The 16,569-nt window shown below is 65.2% G+C and carries 19 protein-coding genes; 11 read left to right on the top strand and 8 right to left on the bottom strand.

Annotation, left to right across the window (positions count from 1 at the left end; genetic code table 11):
- Positions 1 to 19: 19 nt before the first annotated feature.
- On the top strand, positions 20 to 1,246 hold the full coding sequence (locus tag CJO11_RS08180) for an NAD(P)/FAD-dependent oxidoreductase (RefSeq protein ID WP_095012270.1): 1,227 nt from the start codon (positions 20 to 22) through the stop codon (positions 1,244 to 1,246).
- On the opposite strand, the gene queG is transcribed toward CJO11_RS08180, so the two are convergent.
- Complete coding sequence (gene queG, locus CJO11_RS08175; RefSeq protein WP_240504371.1) at positions 1,229 to 2,281, bottom strand: tRNA epoxyqueuosine(34) reductase QueG; 1,053 nt, start codon at positions 2,279 to 2,281, stop codon at positions 1,229 to 1,231. The genes CJO11_RS08180 and queG overlap by 18 nt on opposite strands.
- Before the next feature lie 45 nt (positions 2,282 to 2,326).
- Between queG and CJO11_RS08170 the strand changes: the two genes are divergently transcribed.
- From CJO11_RS08170 to msrB, 4 genes are all read left to right on the top strand, one after another.
- The gene (locus tag CJO11_RS08170; RefSeq protein WP_420823135.1) at positions 2,327 to 3,322 is read left to right on the top strand and encodes an ABC transporter ATP-binding protein; all 996 of its coding nucleotides are present in this window, start codon (positions 2,327 to 2,329) and stop codon (positions 3,320 to 3,322) included.
- Positions 3,319 to 4,533, top strand: coding sequence for an ABC transporter permease (locus CJO11_RS08165; protein ID WP_095012269.1), 1,215 nt, complete (start codon positions 3,319 to 3,321; stop codon positions 4,531 to 4,533). The genes CJO11_RS08170 and CJO11_RS08165 overlap by 4 nt, the downstream gene beginning before the upstream one ends.
- 118 nt (positions 4,534 to 4,651) lie before the next feature.
- Positions 4,652 to 5,980, top strand: a complete 1,329-nt coding sequence (locus CJO11_RS08160) for a cytochrome P450 (protein WP_095012268.1) — start codon at positions 4,652 to 4,654, stop codon at positions 5,978 to 5,980.
- Between the two features lie 74 nt (positions 5,981 to 6,054).
- The gene (gene msrB / locus CJO11_RS08155) at positions 6,055 to 6,549 is read left to right on the top strand and encodes a peptide-methionine (R)-S-oxide reductase MsrB (protein WP_095012267.1); all 495 of its coding nucleotides are present in this window, start codon (positions 6,055 to 6,057) and stop codon (positions 6,547 to 6,549) included.
- A gap of 72 nt (positions 6,550 to 6,621) precedes the next feature.
- Here msrB and CJO11_RS08150 read toward each other — a convergent pair whose 3' ends face one another.
- The 3 genes from CJO11_RS08150 to CJO11_RS08140 form a co-directional block, all read right to left on the bottom strand.
- Entirely contained in the window at positions 6,622 to 6,882 is a 261-nt protein-coding gene (locus CJO11_RS08150) for a GlsB/YeaQ/YmgE family stress response membrane protein (protein ID WP_095012266.1), read from the bottom strand.
- 144 nt (positions 6,883 to 7,026) lie between these two features.
- Positions 7,027 to 7,326 carry a CtrA inhibitor SciP gene (sciP, locus tag CJO11_RS08145; RefSeq protein ID WP_095012265.1) on the bottom strand — a complete coding sequence of 100 codons (300 nt, stop codon included), beginning with the start codon at positions 7,324 to 7,326 and terminating at the stop codon, positions 7,027 to 7,029.
- Positions 7,323 to 7,607, bottom strand: a complete 285-nt coding sequence (locus tag CJO11_RS08140; protein ID WP_095012264.1) for a hypothetical protein — start codon at positions 7,605 to 7,607, stop codon at positions 7,323 to 7,325. Before CJO11_RS08140 ends, sciP begins: the two co-directional genes overlap by 4 nt.
- A gap of 135 nt (positions 7,608 to 7,742) precedes the next feature.
- Between CJO11_RS08140 and mnmA the strand changes: the two genes are divergently transcribed.
- A complete protein-coding gene (mnmA, locus tag CJO11_RS08135) occupies positions 7,743 to 8,918 on the top strand; it encodes a tRNA 2-thiouridine(34) synthase MnmA (RefSeq protein ID WP_095012263.1) in 1,176 nt (391 codons plus the stop codon).
- Here the strand turns inward: mnmA and CJO11_RS08130 are convergent.
- Positions 8,912 to 9,268 carry a hypothetical protein gene (locus CJO11_RS08130; protein WP_338064628.1) on the bottom strand — a complete coding sequence of 119 codons (357 nt, stop codon included), beginning with the start codon at positions 9,266 to 9,268 and terminating at the stop codon, positions 8,912 to 8,914. The genes mnmA and CJO11_RS08130 overlap by 7 nt on opposite strands.
- Positions 9,269 to 9,301: 33 nt before the next feature.
- On the opposite strand from CJO11_RS08130, the gene CJO11_RS08125 reads away from it, so the two are divergent.
- A complete protein-coding gene (locus tag CJO11_RS08125) occupies positions 9,302 to 10,426 on the top strand; it encodes a serine hydrolase domain-containing protein (protein WP_095012262.1) in 1,125 nt (374 codons plus the stop codon).
- Here CJO11_RS08125 and CJO11_RS08120 read toward each other — a convergent pair.
- From CJO11_RS08120 to pdxH, 3 genes are read right to left on the bottom strand one after another with little or no spacing between them, the layout of a single operon-like run.
- Complete coding sequence (locus tag CJO11_RS08120) at positions 10,411 to 11,217, bottom strand: PhzF family phenazine biosynthesis protein (RefSeq protein WP_095012261.1); 807 nt, start codon at positions 11,215 to 11,217, stop codon at positions 10,411 to 10,413. The genes CJO11_RS08125 and CJO11_RS08120 overlap by 16 nt on opposite strands.
- Positions 11,214 to 12,161: a cation diffusion facilitator family transporter gene (locus tag CJO11_RS08115; protein ID WP_420823134.1), complete on the bottom strand. Its 948-nt coding sequence runs from the start codon at positions 12,159 to 12,161 to the stop codon at positions 11,214 to 11,216. Before CJO11_RS08115 ends, CJO11_RS08120 begins: the two co-directional genes overlap by 4 nt.
- Positions 12,158 to 12,763 (bottom strand): pyridoxamine 5'-phosphate oxidase, encoded by a 606-nt coding sequence (gene pdxH, locus CJO11_RS08110; RefSeq protein WP_095012259.1) that lies wholly within the window; start codon positions 12,761 to 12,763, stop codon positions 12,158 to 12,160. The genes CJO11_RS08115 and pdxH overlap by 4 nt, the downstream gene beginning before the upstream one ends.
- Positions 12,764 to 12,988: 225 nt before the next feature.
- Here pdxH and CJO11_RS08105 point away from each other — a divergent pair, with 225 nt between their 5' ends.
- From CJO11_RS08105 to fabI, 4 genes are all read left to right on the top strand, one after another.
- Complete coding sequence (locus tag CJO11_RS08105) at positions 12,989 to 13,963, top strand: DnaJ C-terminal domain-containing protein (RefSeq protein WP_095012258.1); 975 nt, start codon at positions 12,989 to 12,991, stop codon at positions 13,961 to 13,963.
- A 38-nt stretch (positions 13,964 to 14,001) separates the two neighbouring features.
- Positions 14,002 to 15,000 (top strand): YihY/virulence factor BrkB family protein, encoded by a 999-nt coding sequence (locus CJO11_RS08100; protein WP_095012257.1) that lies wholly within the window; start codon positions 14,002 to 14,004, stop codon positions 14,998 to 15,000.
- Positions 14,993 to 15,595 carry a dTDP-4-dehydrorhamnose 3,5-epimerase gene (gene rfbC, locus CJO11_RS08095; protein WP_095013297.1) on the top strand — a complete coding sequence of 201 codons (603 nt, stop codon included), beginning with the start codon at positions 14,993 to 14,995 and terminating at the stop codon, positions 15,593 to 15,595. Before CJO11_RS08100 ends, rfbC begins: the two co-directional genes overlap by 8 nt.
- A 98-nt stretch (positions 15,596 to 15,693) precedes the next feature.
- Positions 15,694 to 16,497, top strand: a complete 804-nt coding sequence (gene fabI, locus CJO11_RS08090) for an enoyl-ACP reductase FabI (protein WP_095012256.1) — start codon at positions 15,694 to 15,696, stop codon at positions 16,495 to 16,497.
- The last annotated feature ends 72 nt before the right edge of the window (positions 16,498 to 16,569 follow it).

Raw genomic sequence — 16,569 nt, 5'->3', positions numbered from 1 at the left:
TTGCCTCAAGTCAGGCCGCATGGAGAGTGCGGACATCGTCATCGTCGGTGCGGGGCATGGCGGAGCGCAGGCCGCGATTGCGCTGCGCAGCCAGGGCTTCACCGGATCGATCATGCTCATCGGGCGAGACCGGGAGCCGCCGTACGAACGCCCGCCGTTGTCGAAGGAATACCTCGCTCGCGACAAGCCGTTCGAGCGGATATACATCAGGCCGCCGCAATTCTGGGAAGAGCGCGATGTCAACCTGCGGCTTGGCGCGGTTGTCACGACGGTCGACCCTGTGGCGCATACCGTACGGCTCGCCGATGGCAGCGAGGTCGGGTACGGCAAGCTGATCTGGTCGGCGGGCGGAGATCCGCGGCGTCTGTCGTGTCCTGGCTCGGACCTCAACGGGATCCATGCCGTGCGCGACCGGGCGGATGTTGACCGGATCATGGGAGAGCTCGACAGCGGGGCAAAACGGGTCGTAGTCGTGGGCGGCGGATATATCGGACTCGAAGCGGCGGCGGTGCTTACCAAGCTCGGTTGCCAGGTCACTGTACTCGAGGCATTGCCGCGCGTCCTCGCCCGGGTTGCCGGGGAGGATCTCTCGGCCTTCTACCAGCAGCAGCATGTCGCGCACGGTGTCGACCTGCGAACCGAAGCAATGGTCACGCGGATCGAAGGCGAAGGCGGCTGGGTGCGCAAGGTCGTGCTGGCCGACGGCGAAACGATCGATTGCGACATGGTGGTGGTCGGGATCGGCGTCGTCCCGGCGGTCGGGCCGCTGATCGCGGCCGGCGCATCGGGCGCCAACGGGGTCGATGTCGATGAGTATTGCCGCACCACGCTCGAGGATGTCTATGCGATCGGCGATTGCGCGGCGCACGCCAACCGCTTCGCCGACGGAGCGGTAATCCGGCTCGAATCGGTCCAGAACGCTAACGATATGGCGACTACCGTGGCGCGCGAGATCGCCGGCGAGCCGCAGCCATATGCGGCATTCCCGTGGTTCTGGTCGAACCAGTACGACCTCAAGCTGCAAACCGCCGGGCTGTCGATCGGGCATGATGCCACGGTGCTGCGTGGAGATCCGGCAGGTGCGAAGTTTTCGGTCGTCTACCTCAAGGAGGGGCGGGTCATCGCGCTCGACTGCGTCAATGCGACCAAGGATTACGTGCAGGGACGCAAGCTGGTGGAGGAGCGCGTAATTCCCGATCTTGCATTGCTGGCCAATGCGGAGGTCCCGCTAAAGGAGCTGCGCTAGCGCCCAGCGCGCCGCTTCGGCGACTACCGGATCGGGATCGCCAGTGAGGCTTCCCACTTGTGGCACAAGCGCTGCCTCACCGCTGTTGCCCGCCGCGATCAGGCAGTTACGCACGAACCGGTTGCGACCGATGCGCTTGATCGGACTGCCCGAGAACAACGCGCGAAACCCTGCGTCGTCGAGTGCCAGCAGTTCCGACAGGCGCGGCGCGACAAGTTCGGCCCGCGGAAGGAACGCGCGGTTGGCGGCGGCGCTCTCGGCAAACTTGTTCCACGGGCAAACCGCCAGACAATCGTCGCAGCCGTAAATGCGGTTGCCGATGGCCTTGCGGAATTCTTCGGGGATCGGCCCGGCGTGTTCGATCGTGAGGTATGAGATGCACCGCCGCGCATCGAGCCGGTAGGGCGCGGGGAACGCGGCGGTCGGGCAGGCAATATGGCACGCCGAGCACGATCCGCAGCGGTCCTCGTGCGGGGGATCGGGCACAAACGGCAGCGTGGTGTAGATCGCGCCGAGGAACAGCCAGCTGCCATGCATGCGGCTCACGAGGTTGGTATGCTTGCCTTGCCAGCCCAGCCCGGCTGCCGCGCCGAGCGGTTTTTCCATCACCGGCGCGGTATCGACGAACACCTTGACCTCGGCGCCGGGCGCTTCTGCCACCAGCCACCGGGCGAGCCGCTTGAGCGCCTTCTTGACGGTGTCGTGATAGTCGCGGCCCTGGGCGTAGACGGAAATCCGCCCGCGGTCGGGCTGGCTCTCGAGTGCCAGTGGATCGGCTTCGGGCGCGTAGCTCATACCCAGCGCGATCACGCTGCGCGCCTCGGGCCAAAGCCCTTGTGGTGAACGGCGCTGATCTGCGCGGCGCTCCATCCACTCCATCGTGCCGTGGAAGCCCTCGCCAAGCCATTCAACGAAGCGCGCCGTGCGCAGCGGATCGTTGCTAGCCGCAGCGAAGCCGACCGCCACGAACCCTTCGTCCCGCGCGCGGCCGATCGTGCGCGCCTTAAGGTCAATGATTTCCGGCCCGTTTACCAAACTTGGGGTTGCTCCCGTTCACGCACCACGGTTAACTCGCACGCCATGGACGTCTCGCCAAGCGCAATGCCCGCAACCGCACCCGGAACGGGCAGCGACACCCGCCCGCTGGCGATCGAGGCGCGCGGGCTGGTCAAGCGGTTCGACGGGACGACAGCGGTTGACGGGGTCGATATTACCGTGCGCGAAGGCGCGATCTACGGCGTGCTCGGCCCCAACGGTGCGGGCAAGACCACCACGCTTCGGATGTTGCTTGGGATCATCGATCCCGACGAAGGCGTGCGCAAGGTGTTCGGCCATTCGCGCCCGCACGATATCGGCCGGCTGATCGGATACCTGCCCGAAGAGCGCGGGCTTTACCCGGCGATGAAAGCGGTCGACGCGATCGGCTTTCTCGGTGCACTGCGCGGAATGCCTCTGGCCGAGGCCAAGGCGCGCGGGCGCGAACTGCTCGAGGAGAACGGGCTGGGCCATGCAGCGGACCGGCAGATCCGCCAGCTCTCGAAGGGCATGGCGCAGACCGTCCAGCTGCTCGGCACGCTGGTCCATCGCCCGAAACTGGTCGTGCTCGACGAACCGTTCAGCGGGCTCGATGCGCTCAACCAGGGCAAGCTCGAGCGGATGATCCGCGCGCTGGCGGAAGACGGGACAACAGTGCTGTTTTCGACCCACGTCATCGCCCATGCCGAGCGCCTGTGCGAAGGGGTGGCGATTATCGCCGGGGGCAAAGTGCCATACGCGGGCAGCGTCGACGCCGCGCGCGACCGGATTCCGGCGCAGGTCCGGCTCGAGACGCGCGCGCATGAGGGAGCCTGGCGCAATGCCCTACCAGCCGATGCCCGGCGCGAGGGGGACTATTGGTTCTTCTCGCTCCCCGACAGCGGAATCGAGCCGCTACTGCGCGCGCTGATCGAAGGCGAAGCGGGGATCCTGTCGCTCTCGATCGAACGTGCTGGGCTGCACGATGCGTTCGTACACATCGCGGGCGAGGCTGCCGCGCGCGCGCTCGAGGAAGCCAGCCCCGCGGAGCAGGCACGATGAGCGCGATCGAACCCGCCGCCCGCCTTTCCCTCCCGCGCGCCGCGTGGGTCGTCGCCCGCCGCGATTTTGTCGCGATCCTGTTTTCCAAGGCGTTCTTCTTCTTCCTGCTCGGGCCGATCCTGCTGGTGGCGATTTCGGGCGGGGCCGGAGCCCTTGGCGCAAAGGCAGCGCAAAACGCCCATCCGCCGCAGCTTGGCGTGGCACTGAGCCCTGCAGAAGCACGGGCCTTTGCCAACGCGCGCGACCGGCTCGACCCAATGGTCGACTTGCCGGACCTCGTGCTCCTGCCACATGCCGATGCGGCGGATCCGGCGCACATCCTTGAACGCAGCGACCGGAATTTCGGCGCGGTCCTCACCGGGACCCTCGCCAAGCCCGCGCTCACCGGGACCCCGCAGCTGATCCGGGTTTGGGGCGGCAAGGTCGCGCTGGTTGCCGCCGAGGCGGGCGGCAAGGGTGCTTCCTACCCATCGGTGAAGCTCGACCCAACTGCGACCAGCGGTGCCGCGCGCAAGAACGCGCAGAGCAAGACCGCTACGGGCGGACTGACGCTGATGTTCCTGCTGACGGTGTTTCTCGCGGGCATGGTAATGTCCAACCTGGTCGAGGAAAAGGCGAACAAGATCATCGAGATCCTTGCTGCGGCAATCCCGATGGACGCGGTGTTCATGGGCAAGCTGTTCGCGATGCTCGCGGTCAGCCTCGTCGGGATCGCGGTGTGGGGCAGTATCGTCGGGTTGATCCTCTATGCGGGCGGCAGCGCACTGCCCGCCTTCCCCGATCCGGCGGTCGGTTGGCCGATTTTCATTGGCCTGTTCATCGTCTATTTCTCGATGTCGTATTTGTTGATCGGCTCGGTATTCCTGACGATCGGGGCGATGGCACCAACCGTGCGCGACGTGCAGACGCTGTCGATGCCGGCGACCATGCTCCAGCTCGGTGTCTATTTCCTCGCGACTTATGCCAGCACCGATCTCGGTTCTCCGGCAGAGGTTTTCGCGATCCTGCTCCCGCCCAGCTCGCCATATGCGATGATCGGCCGCGCGGCGCAGTTGCCGGCGCTGTGGCCCCACGCGATCGCGCTGGGCTGGCAGGCGCTGTGGGTCCTGCTGTTCGTGCGTGCCGGTGCAGCGCTGTTTCGCCGCAAGGCGATGAAGTCCGGCCCGCAAGGCAAGGTCCGCAAAGGTCTGCTGCGTCGCGCTGCGCGGTGAAATGGGCGCAATTTCGGTCGCAATAAGCAACTGACTATTGACACGACGGTAAGTAAGCGCAGGATATAGCGCAACCGATGCGACCGGAATTGGAGTCGCGCGAGCAGGAGAGATTGCGATGGCGACCAAGGCAGCCGAACAGCCGATCAAGTGGCGGACCGAACCGCGCGCGGTGGATGTTCTCGAGGCGGTGCTGAAGGAAAACCCGCAGGCTCTGCCTGAGCATACCGAGAAGTGGGACGTCAGTCGCAGCGACATCTATGTCGAGGATCGCTGGCAGCCGATCTTCGCCGCGATGCGCGCTGCGGGCGATCTGCACAAGGTCGAGAACAGCCCGTTCGGCGCCCATTGGAATGTCGTCACGCACAAGGCGATCCAGCACATCGAGGCACTGCCCGAACTGTTTTCGTCCGAGGGCGCGATCACTATCCTCGACCGGCTGACGGACGAGCAGCTGGAGGAGCTTGGGCGCGAGCGGTTCGAACTGCCGATGTTCATTGCGATGGACCGCCCCAAGCACACCGGCCAGCGGCGTACCGTCGCGCCCAAGTTCACTCCGTCGAACATGGCCGACATGGAAGACGAGATTCGCCACCGCACGGGCGAATTGCTCGATACCCTGCCGCGCGGCGAGGTGTTCGACTGGGTCGACAAGGTCTCGATCGAGCTGACCACCGGGATGCTTGCAATCCTGTTCGATTTCCCGTGGGAGGATCGCCGCCTGCTGACCTTCTGGTCCGACTGGGCGGGCGATACCGAGCTCGGCCTGATCCGCGATCTCGACGAGATGCGCCAAGGTATCCTGCGCGAAATGGCGACTTATTTCACGCAGCTGTGGATGGAGCGGGCGAACAAGGAGCCCACGCCCGACCTCATCTCGATGATGATCCATTCTCCGGCGATGAACCAGATGAGCCCCGAGGAATACATGGGCAACCTGGTGCTGCTGATCGTCGGCGGCAACGATACCACGCGCAACACCATGAGCGGGATCGTCCACGCGTTCGACAAGTTCCCCGACCAGCGCAAGCTGTTCGAGGAGAACCCGGACCTCATTCCCAACGCGGTGCAGGAATGCATCCGCTACCAGACCCCGCTGGCGCACATGCGGCGCACCGCGACCGAAGACACCGAATTGTTCGGCGAGCAGGTCAAGGCGGGCGAAAAGCTGATCCTGTGGTATCTTTCGGCCAACCGCGACGAGACGGTGTTCGAAAACCCCGACAAGCTCGACATCACCCGCGAGAATGCCCGCCGGCATCTCTCGTTTGGCTACGGCATCCACCGCTGCGTCGGTGCCCGGCTGGCCGAACTCCAACTGCGCATCCTGCTCGAGGAGATGCACAAGCGGCGGATGCGGGTGCACGTGGCTGGCGACGTGGTGCGCGTGCGGGCCAATTTCGTCCACGGCTTCCGCAAGCTCGAGGTCGAGATCACCGACTTTTGAGCATGCCGGTGAAACCTTTCGGGCGGTCCTGGCGTAATAGGTAGAGTAGGAAATTCGGCCGAAAGGGATTTGCCATGCCTATCGAAACTGCGACCGATCGCCGCCGATTGCTCGGCTGGCTGGGAGTCACAGCGGCGCTACCCGCGCTTGCGGCGTGCGGCAGCCGCGCAGAAGCGCGCAGCTTCCCGGTTTCGATGAGCGACGCCGCCTGGCGGAAGAAACTGACCAAGACGCAATACTGGATCCTGCGTGAAGCCGGCACCGAACGCCCGTTCTCCTCGCCGCTCGACAAGTTCTACAAGCCGGGCACCTACTTCTGCGCCGGATGCGACAATGCGCTTTATTCCTCGAAGACCAAGTACGACAGCCACACCGGCTGGCCGAGCTTCTGGAAGCCGCTACCCGGCGCGATTGCGACCGATACCGATTACAAGATCGGCTATCCGCGCACCGAAGTGCTGTGCGCGCGTTGCGGCGGGCACCTGGGTCACGTGTTCAACGACGGCCCCAAGCCGACCGGCAAACGCTATTGCATGAACGGTGCGGCGATGGTGTTCCACCCGGCCTGAGGGGCGTACGAAAAAGGGCGGCACGGATAGGCCCGCACCGCCCTCTCGATTTACGGAAGGTTCGGCCCGCGCCTAGCGGACGCGACCGCGCTGGACCATATTGATGATCCCCAGTAGCACGACCGCGCCGACGAATGCCGTAATCAGGTACATGATCCATCCGGCATCGGTGGTCAGGAAGCCGACGATGCCGCCGAGCCAGCTGCCGATCAGGCCGCCGATCACGCCGACAACGATGTTCAGGAAGACACCCATCGATGCATCCCGGTTCATCACCATACTGGCCAGCCATCCGGCGATTCCGCCGATAATGATTGTTGCAATCCAACCCATAAAGCAGGTTCTCCTCTCTCGACGCTTCGTTCGCCGTTACCCTCAGTCAGCGAAAGCAATGGTGAAGCGCTCCGCAGCCACGATAGGCTGCGGAAGCAGATTTTGGAAGGATTACCGCTGGATGGCCGCTGCGACGGCGGCCGATCAGTACTTGAGCTGGCGCTCGTAGAGGTCGCGATAGTGCTGGATGCGGGTGACCCTGAGACCCTGCATGCCCGAGCGATCGACCGCACGTTGCCACGAGGCGAATTCCTCGAGAGTGAGGCCATAGCGCTCGAGAACTTCGTCGATGGTCAGCAGCCCGCCGTTTACGGCGGCAACCACTTCGGCCTTGCGCCGCACGACCCACCGCTTGGTATCGGGCTTGGGCAAGTCCGCAAGGGTCAGCGGCTCGCCGAGCGGGCCGATTACCTGTGCTGGCCTGATTTTCTGGTTCTCGATCATCGGGTTCCTCGGTGGTCGAAATTCATATCGTTTGTGGTCTGCATGCATTCTGCCGGGGCATCTTTGCCATCGGCTGAAGCAGCAAGGTTAACAGCACCTTCCCTATTCGCCTGGGCGGCAAAACTGGCGTGGCGCACCCTGTTGGCGTGGCGCGGACGCAGCAGCAGGTGCACGTCGTGCGCGGCATTGATCCGGGCGACGAGCTCGCCCCAATCGAACGCGCGCGGTGCACCTTCGGCGCCCACATTTTCCGCGGCGACAGGAAGAGTTGCTTCGAACATGAGAGCGCTCTTACGGGACAACCGGTCAACATCCGGTAAAGCCGCCATTCACGCCCGGTTAGGACGGGTTACCGGAATGCGACCGCGCGGGTGGCCTCGCGGGGACAGCGCGTGTATGGGCCGCCGCACATTGTCATGAACGCCCCTTTCGCCCCTGACCTGCCACTTGATGCAGCCGATGCTGCGGCGCTGTTCGACCTGCCGCGCGCGGCGACCGACTGCCGGATCGTGGTGGCGATGTCGGGCGGGGTCGATTCGTCGGTTGTCGCCGCGCTGGCAGCAGCGAGCGGCGCAGAGACGATCGGCGTGACGCTCCAGCTCTACGATTACGGTGCGGCGACCGGGCGCAAGGGTGCCTGCTGCGCTGGCGACGACATCCGCGATGCGCGCGCGGTGGCCGACCGGCTGGGCATCGCACACTACGTGTTCGATCACGAGAGCGCGTTTCGCGAAGAAGTGGTCGAGCGCTTTGCCGATGACTATCTTTCAGGACGCACTCCGGTGCCGTGCATTCGTTGCAACATGGGGCCCAAGTTCACCGACCTCCTGCGGATGGCACGCGAGCTGGGGGCCGATTGCCTTGCCACCGGACACTACGTTCGCCGGGTGGTCGGGGTCAGGGGTCCCGAGCTGCACCGCGCGCTCGATCCGGCGCGCGACCAGTCGTATTTCCTCTACGGCACCACCGAGGAGCAGCTCGAATTCCTGCGCTTCCCATTGGGCGGACTGCCCAAGAGCCAGGTGCGCCAGCTGGCTGAAGCGGCGGGCTTGCGGGTCGCAGCCAAGCCCGATAGCCAGGACATCTGCTTCGTTCCCGACGGCAACTACGCCGGGATCGTCAGCAAGCTGCGCCCCGAAGGCGTTCGCCCCGGCAAGATCGTGCACGCGGCGACCGGCGAAGTGCTCGGTGCGCATGGCGGCGTTATCCATTTCACCGTTGGGCAGCGGCGCGGACTCGAGATCGGCGGGCAGGCCGAACCGCTCTACGTCGTCGCGCTCGATGCGAAAGCCGCACAAGTGAAAGTCGGGCCCAAGGCGATGCTGGCGGTCTCGTCAGCGCGGCTAGTCGAAACCAACCGGATCGGGTCGCTATCGGGGGATGTCCCGCTCACGGCCAAGGTCCGCAGCCTCGCCAAGCCGGTCCCGGTCACGCTCGACGGAGCGCTGGGCGATGGGGCGAGCACGACGATCCGCTTCGCTGAGCCGGAGTTCGGCGTTGCGCCCGGACAGGCCGCGGTACTCTATGCCGGGGATCGCGTGGTCGGCGGCGGGTGGATCGATTCGACGGCGAGCGTGCTCGTCGGTCAGTGATTCCACGGCTTGAGCACGCAGCCGTATCCCGGCCGCAGCGTGGCGGTGTCGCTGGCCAGTAGCGGGAAGCGCGCGGTGACCGATTTCGCTGCGTCGTCATCCGACAGCATCACCAGTTCCATTCCTGCGATCTTGTCTTTCCGGCAATCATCGAGGCTGCGTCCGGCGATGTAGCGGCACGAGCACGCGACCCGAGCGCCATAGGCGGTACCGGCCCGCGCATAGCCGAGCGCGACCGATCCGAACGCGGCCCACAGCGCGAGCAAGACCACTGCGACGGCAGCCATCCAGACGAGCTTGCTGTGGCGCAGGCTGGCGGATCTGGTCGAACGGGCTTTTGGCGTTGCCAAGCGGGAATCCCCCATGCAGAAGCGGTGCGACCGATGCGCCGCCTGCCATCCCTTATCGCTTCGCTTGCCCTGCTGCCAGCCCTTGCCGGGTGCGGCAGCGCGAGCGACACCGCGCCGCCTCCGGTGAGCGAGGAAGCGATGCGAGCGGTGGCGCAAAACCCCGGTGCCCCGCGCGAACAGCTCGCCCGTGCGGTCGACAGGCTGTTCACCGATCCCGAAGTGGGCGAGACCCGCGCGGTGGTAGTGATGCACGACGGCTACATCGCGGCCGAGCGCTACGAACCGGGATACAACAAGAATACCCGCTTCATCAGCTGGTCGATGGCCAAGACGGTCACTGCGGTGATGATTGGGATGCTGGTGGCCGATGGGCGGTTGCGGCTCGACGAAGCGCCGCCGGTGCCGCGCTGGCAGCGGCCGGGCGATCCGCGCGGCGAGATTACCCTCCGTGAACTGCTGCAGATGCGCAGCGGATTGCGCCACACCGAAGGTGGCAGCCCGCCGTACGAATCGAGCGAAGTGCGGATGCTGTTCCTCGATGGACGCGACGACATGGCCGATTTTGCCGAGAGCCAACCGCTCGAGGCCGAGCCGGGAACGAAGTTCGAATATTCCAGCTCCACGACAGTCATCCTCGCCGACATCGCCGCGCGGGTCCTGACCCGCTCGAGCGATCCCGACCAGCGGCGCAAGGCGGTGGCGGATTTCCTGCAGAGCCGCCTGTTCGGCCCGCTGGGGATGACCTCGATGGTCCCCGAATTCGACGCCAGCGGGACGATGATCGGTGGCAGCGTGATCCAGGGCACCGCGCGCGACTGGGCGAAATTCGGCGAATTCCTGCGCAACAAGGGCTCGTATCGCGGCAGCCAGCTGGTTCCCCGCCGGTGGATCGATTTCATGACCACGCCAAGCCCGAAGAGCGCCAACTACGGTGGGCAGACCTGGCTCAACCGCCCGGCGCACGACGGCGAGGATCCGCTGTTCCCCGAGCGCGGCCCGGCCGATCTGTTCGCCGCGATCGGCCACATGGGGCAATACATCCTCGTCGATCCGTCGCGCGAACTGACCGTGGTGCGTCTCGGCCAGTCGGACGCCGACGAGCGCGCGGCGCTACTTCCCGAAATGGCGGACCTGATCCACCTCTATCCGGGCAAGTAGAAGCTACCCTCCACCACCGTCACGCACGCCCCGCCGAGCCATGCGCGATCCCCATCGAGCCGACAGGCGACATCGCCGCCGCGCATCGAGGCCTGGTGCGCGGAAAAGCTCTCGCGGCCCAGCCGCGCGGCCCAGAACGGCGTGAGCGCGGCATGGGCCGAGCCGGTCACCGAATCCTCGTCGACCCCGCCGCCTGGCACGAACACCCGGCTTACGACGTCGGTGCGGGTCCCCGGGGCGGTGCAGATGAACTGGTCGTCGCCCAGTGCGCCCAGCCCGCGCAGGTCCGGGTCGAGCGCGCGAACTTCGGCCTCGCTGGCGAACAGGTAAATCCCGTAGCGGTCATTGCTGCGCCACACTTCGGCCGGCTCCACGCCGATCAGCGCGACCGCTTCGGGCCACGGCGAAGGTTCGGTTACAATCGCCGGCAGCGCCAGCTCGTAGCCCGCGTCGCTGCGATTGACCTCGAGGATGCCCGCCTTGCGCGTGCGGAAGGTCACCCGGTCGCTGCCGCCGAAACCATTCGCCGGATCGAGCATGACGTGCCCGCTCGCGAGCGTTGCATGGCCGCACAATCGCACTTCGCTGGCCGGCGTGAACCAACGCAATTCCCAGTCCGCCTCGCCGGTTTCGTCGCGCACGAGGAACGCGGTCTCGGCGAAATTGTTCTCTTCGCCGATCGCCTGCAGCGTGGCATCGGGCAGCCAGCTCTCGAGCGGCATCACCGCCGCCTGGTTCCCGGCAAACGGCCGGTCGGAAAAGGCATCGACGTGCCAGTACGGAAGCTTCACGGGTGGGCCCTTTCCTTGGCTTCGGGCAGGAGTTCTTCGGCCGCTGTGCCTTCTTCGTTCACCAGTCCTTCGGGATCGGGGTGGATCAGCACTTCGACCCCGGGAAAGTCCTTCTCAAGCCTGGCCTCGACATCGTCCATCAGGTCGTGGACTTCGGTGATCTTGAGGTTGGGGTCGACCGCCATGTGGAACTGGACGAATTCGTCCGCCCCGCTGGTCCGCGTGCGCAAGTCGTGCACGCCGCGAATGTCGGGGTGCTTGGCGAGTACGGCTAGGAATTCGTCGCGCCGTTCCTCGGGCCATTCGCGGTCCATCAGGTGGTCGATCGCTTCGCTCGCAGCGCGCAACGCCCCCCATGCCAGCCAAATCGCGATCCCCAGTCCGAACAGCGGATCGGCCATCGAGAGGCCGAGGTACTGGTCGAGCACCAGCGCGGCGATAACCGACAGGTTGAGGAACAGGTCCGATTTGTAATGCACGTTGTCGGTCTTGATCGCCACGCTGCCGGTGCGCGCGATGACGTGCCGCTGCCACGCGAGCAACGCAAACGTGCCTAGGATAGCGAGCGTCGAGACAATGATGCCGTCGCCGGCGGCCTGCGTCGTCCCGCCTGTCAGCAAGTGCGTGATCGCACGGTACGCAATGCCCAGCGCCGAAATCACGATCAGCACGACCTGGAAGATCGCCGCGAGCGCTTCCGCCTTGCCGTGGCCGAAACGGTGATCCTCATCCGCCGGCTGGGCCGCGATCCATACGCCAACCAGAGTGGCGATGCTGGCGATCAGGTCGAGCGTGGTGTCGGCAAGGCTGCCGAGCATAGCGGTCGATCCGGTCTTCCACGCCGCCCATGTCTTGAGCACACCGAGCAGCAGCGCCATCGAGATCGAGGCGAACGCGGCGCTGCGGGTCAGCTTCGCGCGGGCTTCCTGTTCGGCGGTCATCATGGGTAAAGCAGACCCGATTCCCACCCGCCGTCGGGCGTGCGGGTGAACAGCCGCCGGTCGTGCAGCCGGTTGGGCCGATCGAGCCAGAACTCGATGTGCTGCGGATCGAGCGTGAAGCCGGTCCAGTGTGACGGGCGCGGCACTTCGCCGTCGCCGACTTGTGCCTGGAGCTGTTCGACCCTCGAAAGATAGGTCGCGCGATCGTCTAGCGGGCGCGACTGGTCGGACGCTGCCGAGCCGATCTGGCTGACCGATGGGCGCGAATGGAAATAGGCGTCGGCTTGAGCAGGCAAAACTTCGCTCAACGGCCCTTCGATGCGGACCTGGCGGCGCAGGCTCTTCCAGTGAAACAACAGCGCGGCGTGCGGGTTGGCGCGGATTTCGTCGCCCTTGCGGCTTTCGGCGTTGGTGTAGAAGGTGAACCCTTCAGGCCCCCATTCCTTGAGCAGCACCATGCGCACCGACGGCAAGCCGCCGGGCGTCGCGGTGGCGAGCGCCATCGCGTTCGAATCGTTCGGTTCGCTTTCGCGCGCTTCGGCGAACCACGCGCCAAACGTGGCGAGCGGGTCGCTGGTGGGAATCTCGCTCACGGCATCGTTCATTGGCTGGAACTCACGCGATGGAACACATGGAACACGGTCCTGGGCAAGAAAACGGGGTCGCAAACCGCCCGGCGGATGCCGACGGTCGTGCGCGAGGCGAAAGAATCCGGAAGTTCCATTGTGTCAGCCCTATCGCGCCCTCAATCGGTAGGAAAGCCCCGCCGTGCCTGTACCCGGCAAGCAACCGTCTTGCGCGCGGGCACTGCTCCACCTAGCTAATACGCCATGGCAGCCGATCCCTATGCGACCCTCGGGGTATCCCGTTCCGCGAGCGAGAAGGACATCAAGTCCGCCTATCGCAAGCTCGCCAAGGAACTCCATCCCGATCGCAACAAGGACAATCCGAAGGCCGCGGAGCGGTTCAGCGAGGTCACGCAGGCATATGACCTGCTGTCCGATGCGGACAAGCGTGGCCAATTCGACCGTGGCGAGATCGATGCCGATGGCAATCCGACCAATCCATTCGCGGGAATGGGCGGCGGCGCACGTAGCGGCGGCTTCGGTGGCGGCGGCTTCAATCCCAACATGGGTGGTGGCCGTGGCGGATTCGGCGCGGAAGACGTCGATATTTCGGACCTGTTCGAAGGACTGTTTGGCGGCGGCGCGCGCCAGCCGCGCGGCGGCATGGGCGGCGGATTTGGCGGCTTCGGTGGCCAGCAGCGTCGCCCGCCCCCGCCGCGCAAGGGCGCGGATATCGCCTATCGCCTGAAAGTTCCGTTCGTCGATGCCGCGACCCGCGCCGACCAGCGGATCACGCTGGCCGACGGCAAGACGATCGACCTCAAGTTACCTGCGGGGGTCGAGGACGGCACGCAAATGCGCCTCAAGGGCAAAGGCGAAGCGGGGCCGGGCGGCAATGGCGATGGACTGGTGACTATTTCGGTCGAAAGCCACCCGTTCTTTCGCCGTGAAGGAGACAACGTCCGGCTCGACCTGCCGATTACCCTTTCCGAGGCCGTCAACGGAGCCAAGGTGAAGGTGCCGACAGTCGACGGCCCGGTGATGCTGACCATCAAGCCCGGGACCAGCGGCGGCACTGTAATGCGGCTTGGAGGCAAGGGCTTTTCGAAAAAGGACGGCAAGCGCGGCAACCAGCTGGTCAATATCGAGATCGCCTTGCCCGACGACCTGTCCGATCTGGCCAAGCGGCTCGAAGGCTGGCAGGACCAGTCCGATCCACGCGCCGACCTGGGGGTCTGACGGCAGATACGCCGGAAGCTCGCCGTTCAAGGGGGACAATGCCGCACCGGTTGCATATCGAACCCGAGGAACGCGAGGTCCATTCGCTTTCGCCCGAGGAGCGACGGCGGTACGCGGTCGAACACCCCGAGAGCATCCGCAGCCGGATCGAGCGGGGCGATCACCCGTGGTCCCGCCCGTTCGAAATCGCCAAGCGCGTGCTGGTGGGCACCTATAACGACGGGTTCATCCACGCGGGCAACCTTGCCTATATGGCAATGGTTGCGATCTTCCCGTTCTTCATACTCGGCGCGGCACTGTTCGCGCTGGTCGGCGAGCCCGGAGAGCGCGCTGCCTCGATCAACGCGGTGCTTTATGCCCTGCCGCCGATGGTCGGCAACGTGATCGGCCCAGTGGCGCATAACGTGGTCGATGCACGTACAGGGTGGCTGCTGTGGCTGGGAGGACTGGTCGGCCTGTGGACCGTCTCGAGCCTGATCGAGACCATTCGCGACCTGCTGCGCCGCGCCTATGGCACCCCGGCAACGCTGGCGTTCTGGCAATCGCGGCTGCTGGCGTTCGGGATGATCATGGCGGCAGTGGTCCTGCTGATGCTCTCGTTGTTGGCGCAAGTCGCGATCGGCACCGCAGAGGAAGTGATCGGTGCTTATTTCCCGCGCCTGTCCACCGCGGTCACCGACCTGCAGCTGTCGCGCGTGTTGCCCGCATTCGGGCTCTACGGCTCGCTCTACATGCTGTTCTATTCGCTGACCCCGGCAGCCTATCGCACGCGGCGCTATCCCAAATGGCCCGGCGCGCTGGTGACGACGGTGTGGTGGATCGCGGTGTCGATTGCGCTGCCGCCGATTATCCGCCGGTTCTTCACCTACAACCTGACCTACGGCAGCCTTGCGGGGATCATGATCTCGCTGTTCTTCTTCTACCTCGTCGGGCTCGGGATGGTGGTCGGGGCGGAGCTCAACGCCGCGCTTGCCGAAACGCCCGAGGAAGAAGGCGAAAAGCCAGGCGCAGGCGAAAGGGATGCCGAAGATGGCTGACGCGGGCGGCCCGGTGCGCCTGCTGGTCCCGGACCGCCACTGCGATGCGCGCGGCTGGTTCGAAGAGACCTACAACCAGCGCATTCTGGCCGAATGCGGCATCGTGGATGCATTCGTCCAGGACAACCAATCCTTCTCCGCTGTGCGGCACACCCTGCGCGGAATCCACTTCCAGGCCCCACCGCATGCCCAGGCCAAGCTGGTGCGGTGCGTAAACGGACGGATCTTCGATGTCGCGGTCGACTTGCGTGACGGTTCGCCGACATTCGGCAAGTGGGTTGGTGCTGAGCTGAGCCGCGAGAATGGCGCGCAGCTCTATATTCCAGCCGGGTTCGGCCACGCTTTCCTTACGCTCGAGCCCGATTGCGACGTCGCTTACAAAGTCTCCGCATTCCATTCGGATGCAGCCGGGGGCGGGCTGGCGTGGAACGATCCGGATATCGCGATCGACTGGCCCGGGCTGGGGCCCGGCGCCGCTCCGATCGTGTCCGCAAAGGACGCTGCGCAGCCCTTGCTGGCGCAGTTCGAAAGCGCCTTCCGTTACGACGGGCAGCCACTTGTGCCGCTCGCCCCGGGGTGCTTCGGCAACGTGTGATCGTTGTCGGCAAATCGACGAAGCCACTTTTCAAGCCGCGTTAATCCGGCTTAGGAGAAGCGTCGCGACATTGGGATCAACGCGAAAGAGGTAACGTGATGACCGGGCTGATGGCGGGCAAGCGGGGGCTGATCATGGGCCTCGCCAACGACAAGTCGCTGGCATGGGGGATCGCGCAGGCCCTGCACGCTCAGGGCGCGGAACTGGCGTTTTCGTACCAGGGCGATGCGCTGAAGAAGCGGGTCGAGCCGCTCGCGGCGCAGCTCGGCAGCGATTTCCTGATCGATTGCGACGTTTCCGATATGGCCAACCTCGATGCTGCCTTCGCCACGCTCGCGGAGCGCTGGCCGACGATCGATTTCGTGGTCCATGCGATCGGCTTCACCAACAAGGAAGCACTGCGCGGGAAATATTTCGACGTCGGGCTCGACGATTTCCTGATGACGATGAATATCTCGGTCTATTCATTCACCGCAGTAGCCAAGCGCGCCTCGGCGATGATGTCGGAAGGCGGGGCGCTGCTGACGCTGTCCTACTACGGCGCGGAAAAGGTCGTGCCGCACTACAATGTCATGGGGGTGGCCAAGTCGGCGCTCGAAACCAGCGTCAAATACCTCGCCAACGATCTCGGACCCGCCGGCATCCGCGTCAACGCGATCAGTGCCGGCCCGATCAAGACCCTGGCCGCGTCGGGTATCGGCGACTTCCGCCTGATCCTCAGGTGGAACGAATACAACGCCCCGCTGCGCCGCAACGTCACCATCGACGACGTCGGCGGCGCGGCACTTTACCTGCTGTCGAGCCTTTCATCGGGGGTGACTGGCGAAACCCACCACGTCGATTCAGGCTATCACACTGTCGGCATGAAGCAGGAAGATGCGCCCGATATCGCACTCGGCTGAACCGAGGCGATAACGCGGGCATTGACCTCGCCGCGGGCAGTCGGCAGAGCCGCGAACGAAATTTCAAGCTGC

It is taken from the genome of Tsuneonella mangrovi (assembly GCF_002269345.1).
Lineage (GTDB): Bacteria > Pseudomonadota > Alphaproteobacteria > Sphingomonadales > Sphingomonadaceae > Tsuneonella > Tsuneonella mangrovi.
This window is presented reverse-complemented; position numbering and strand designations above follow the sequence as displayed.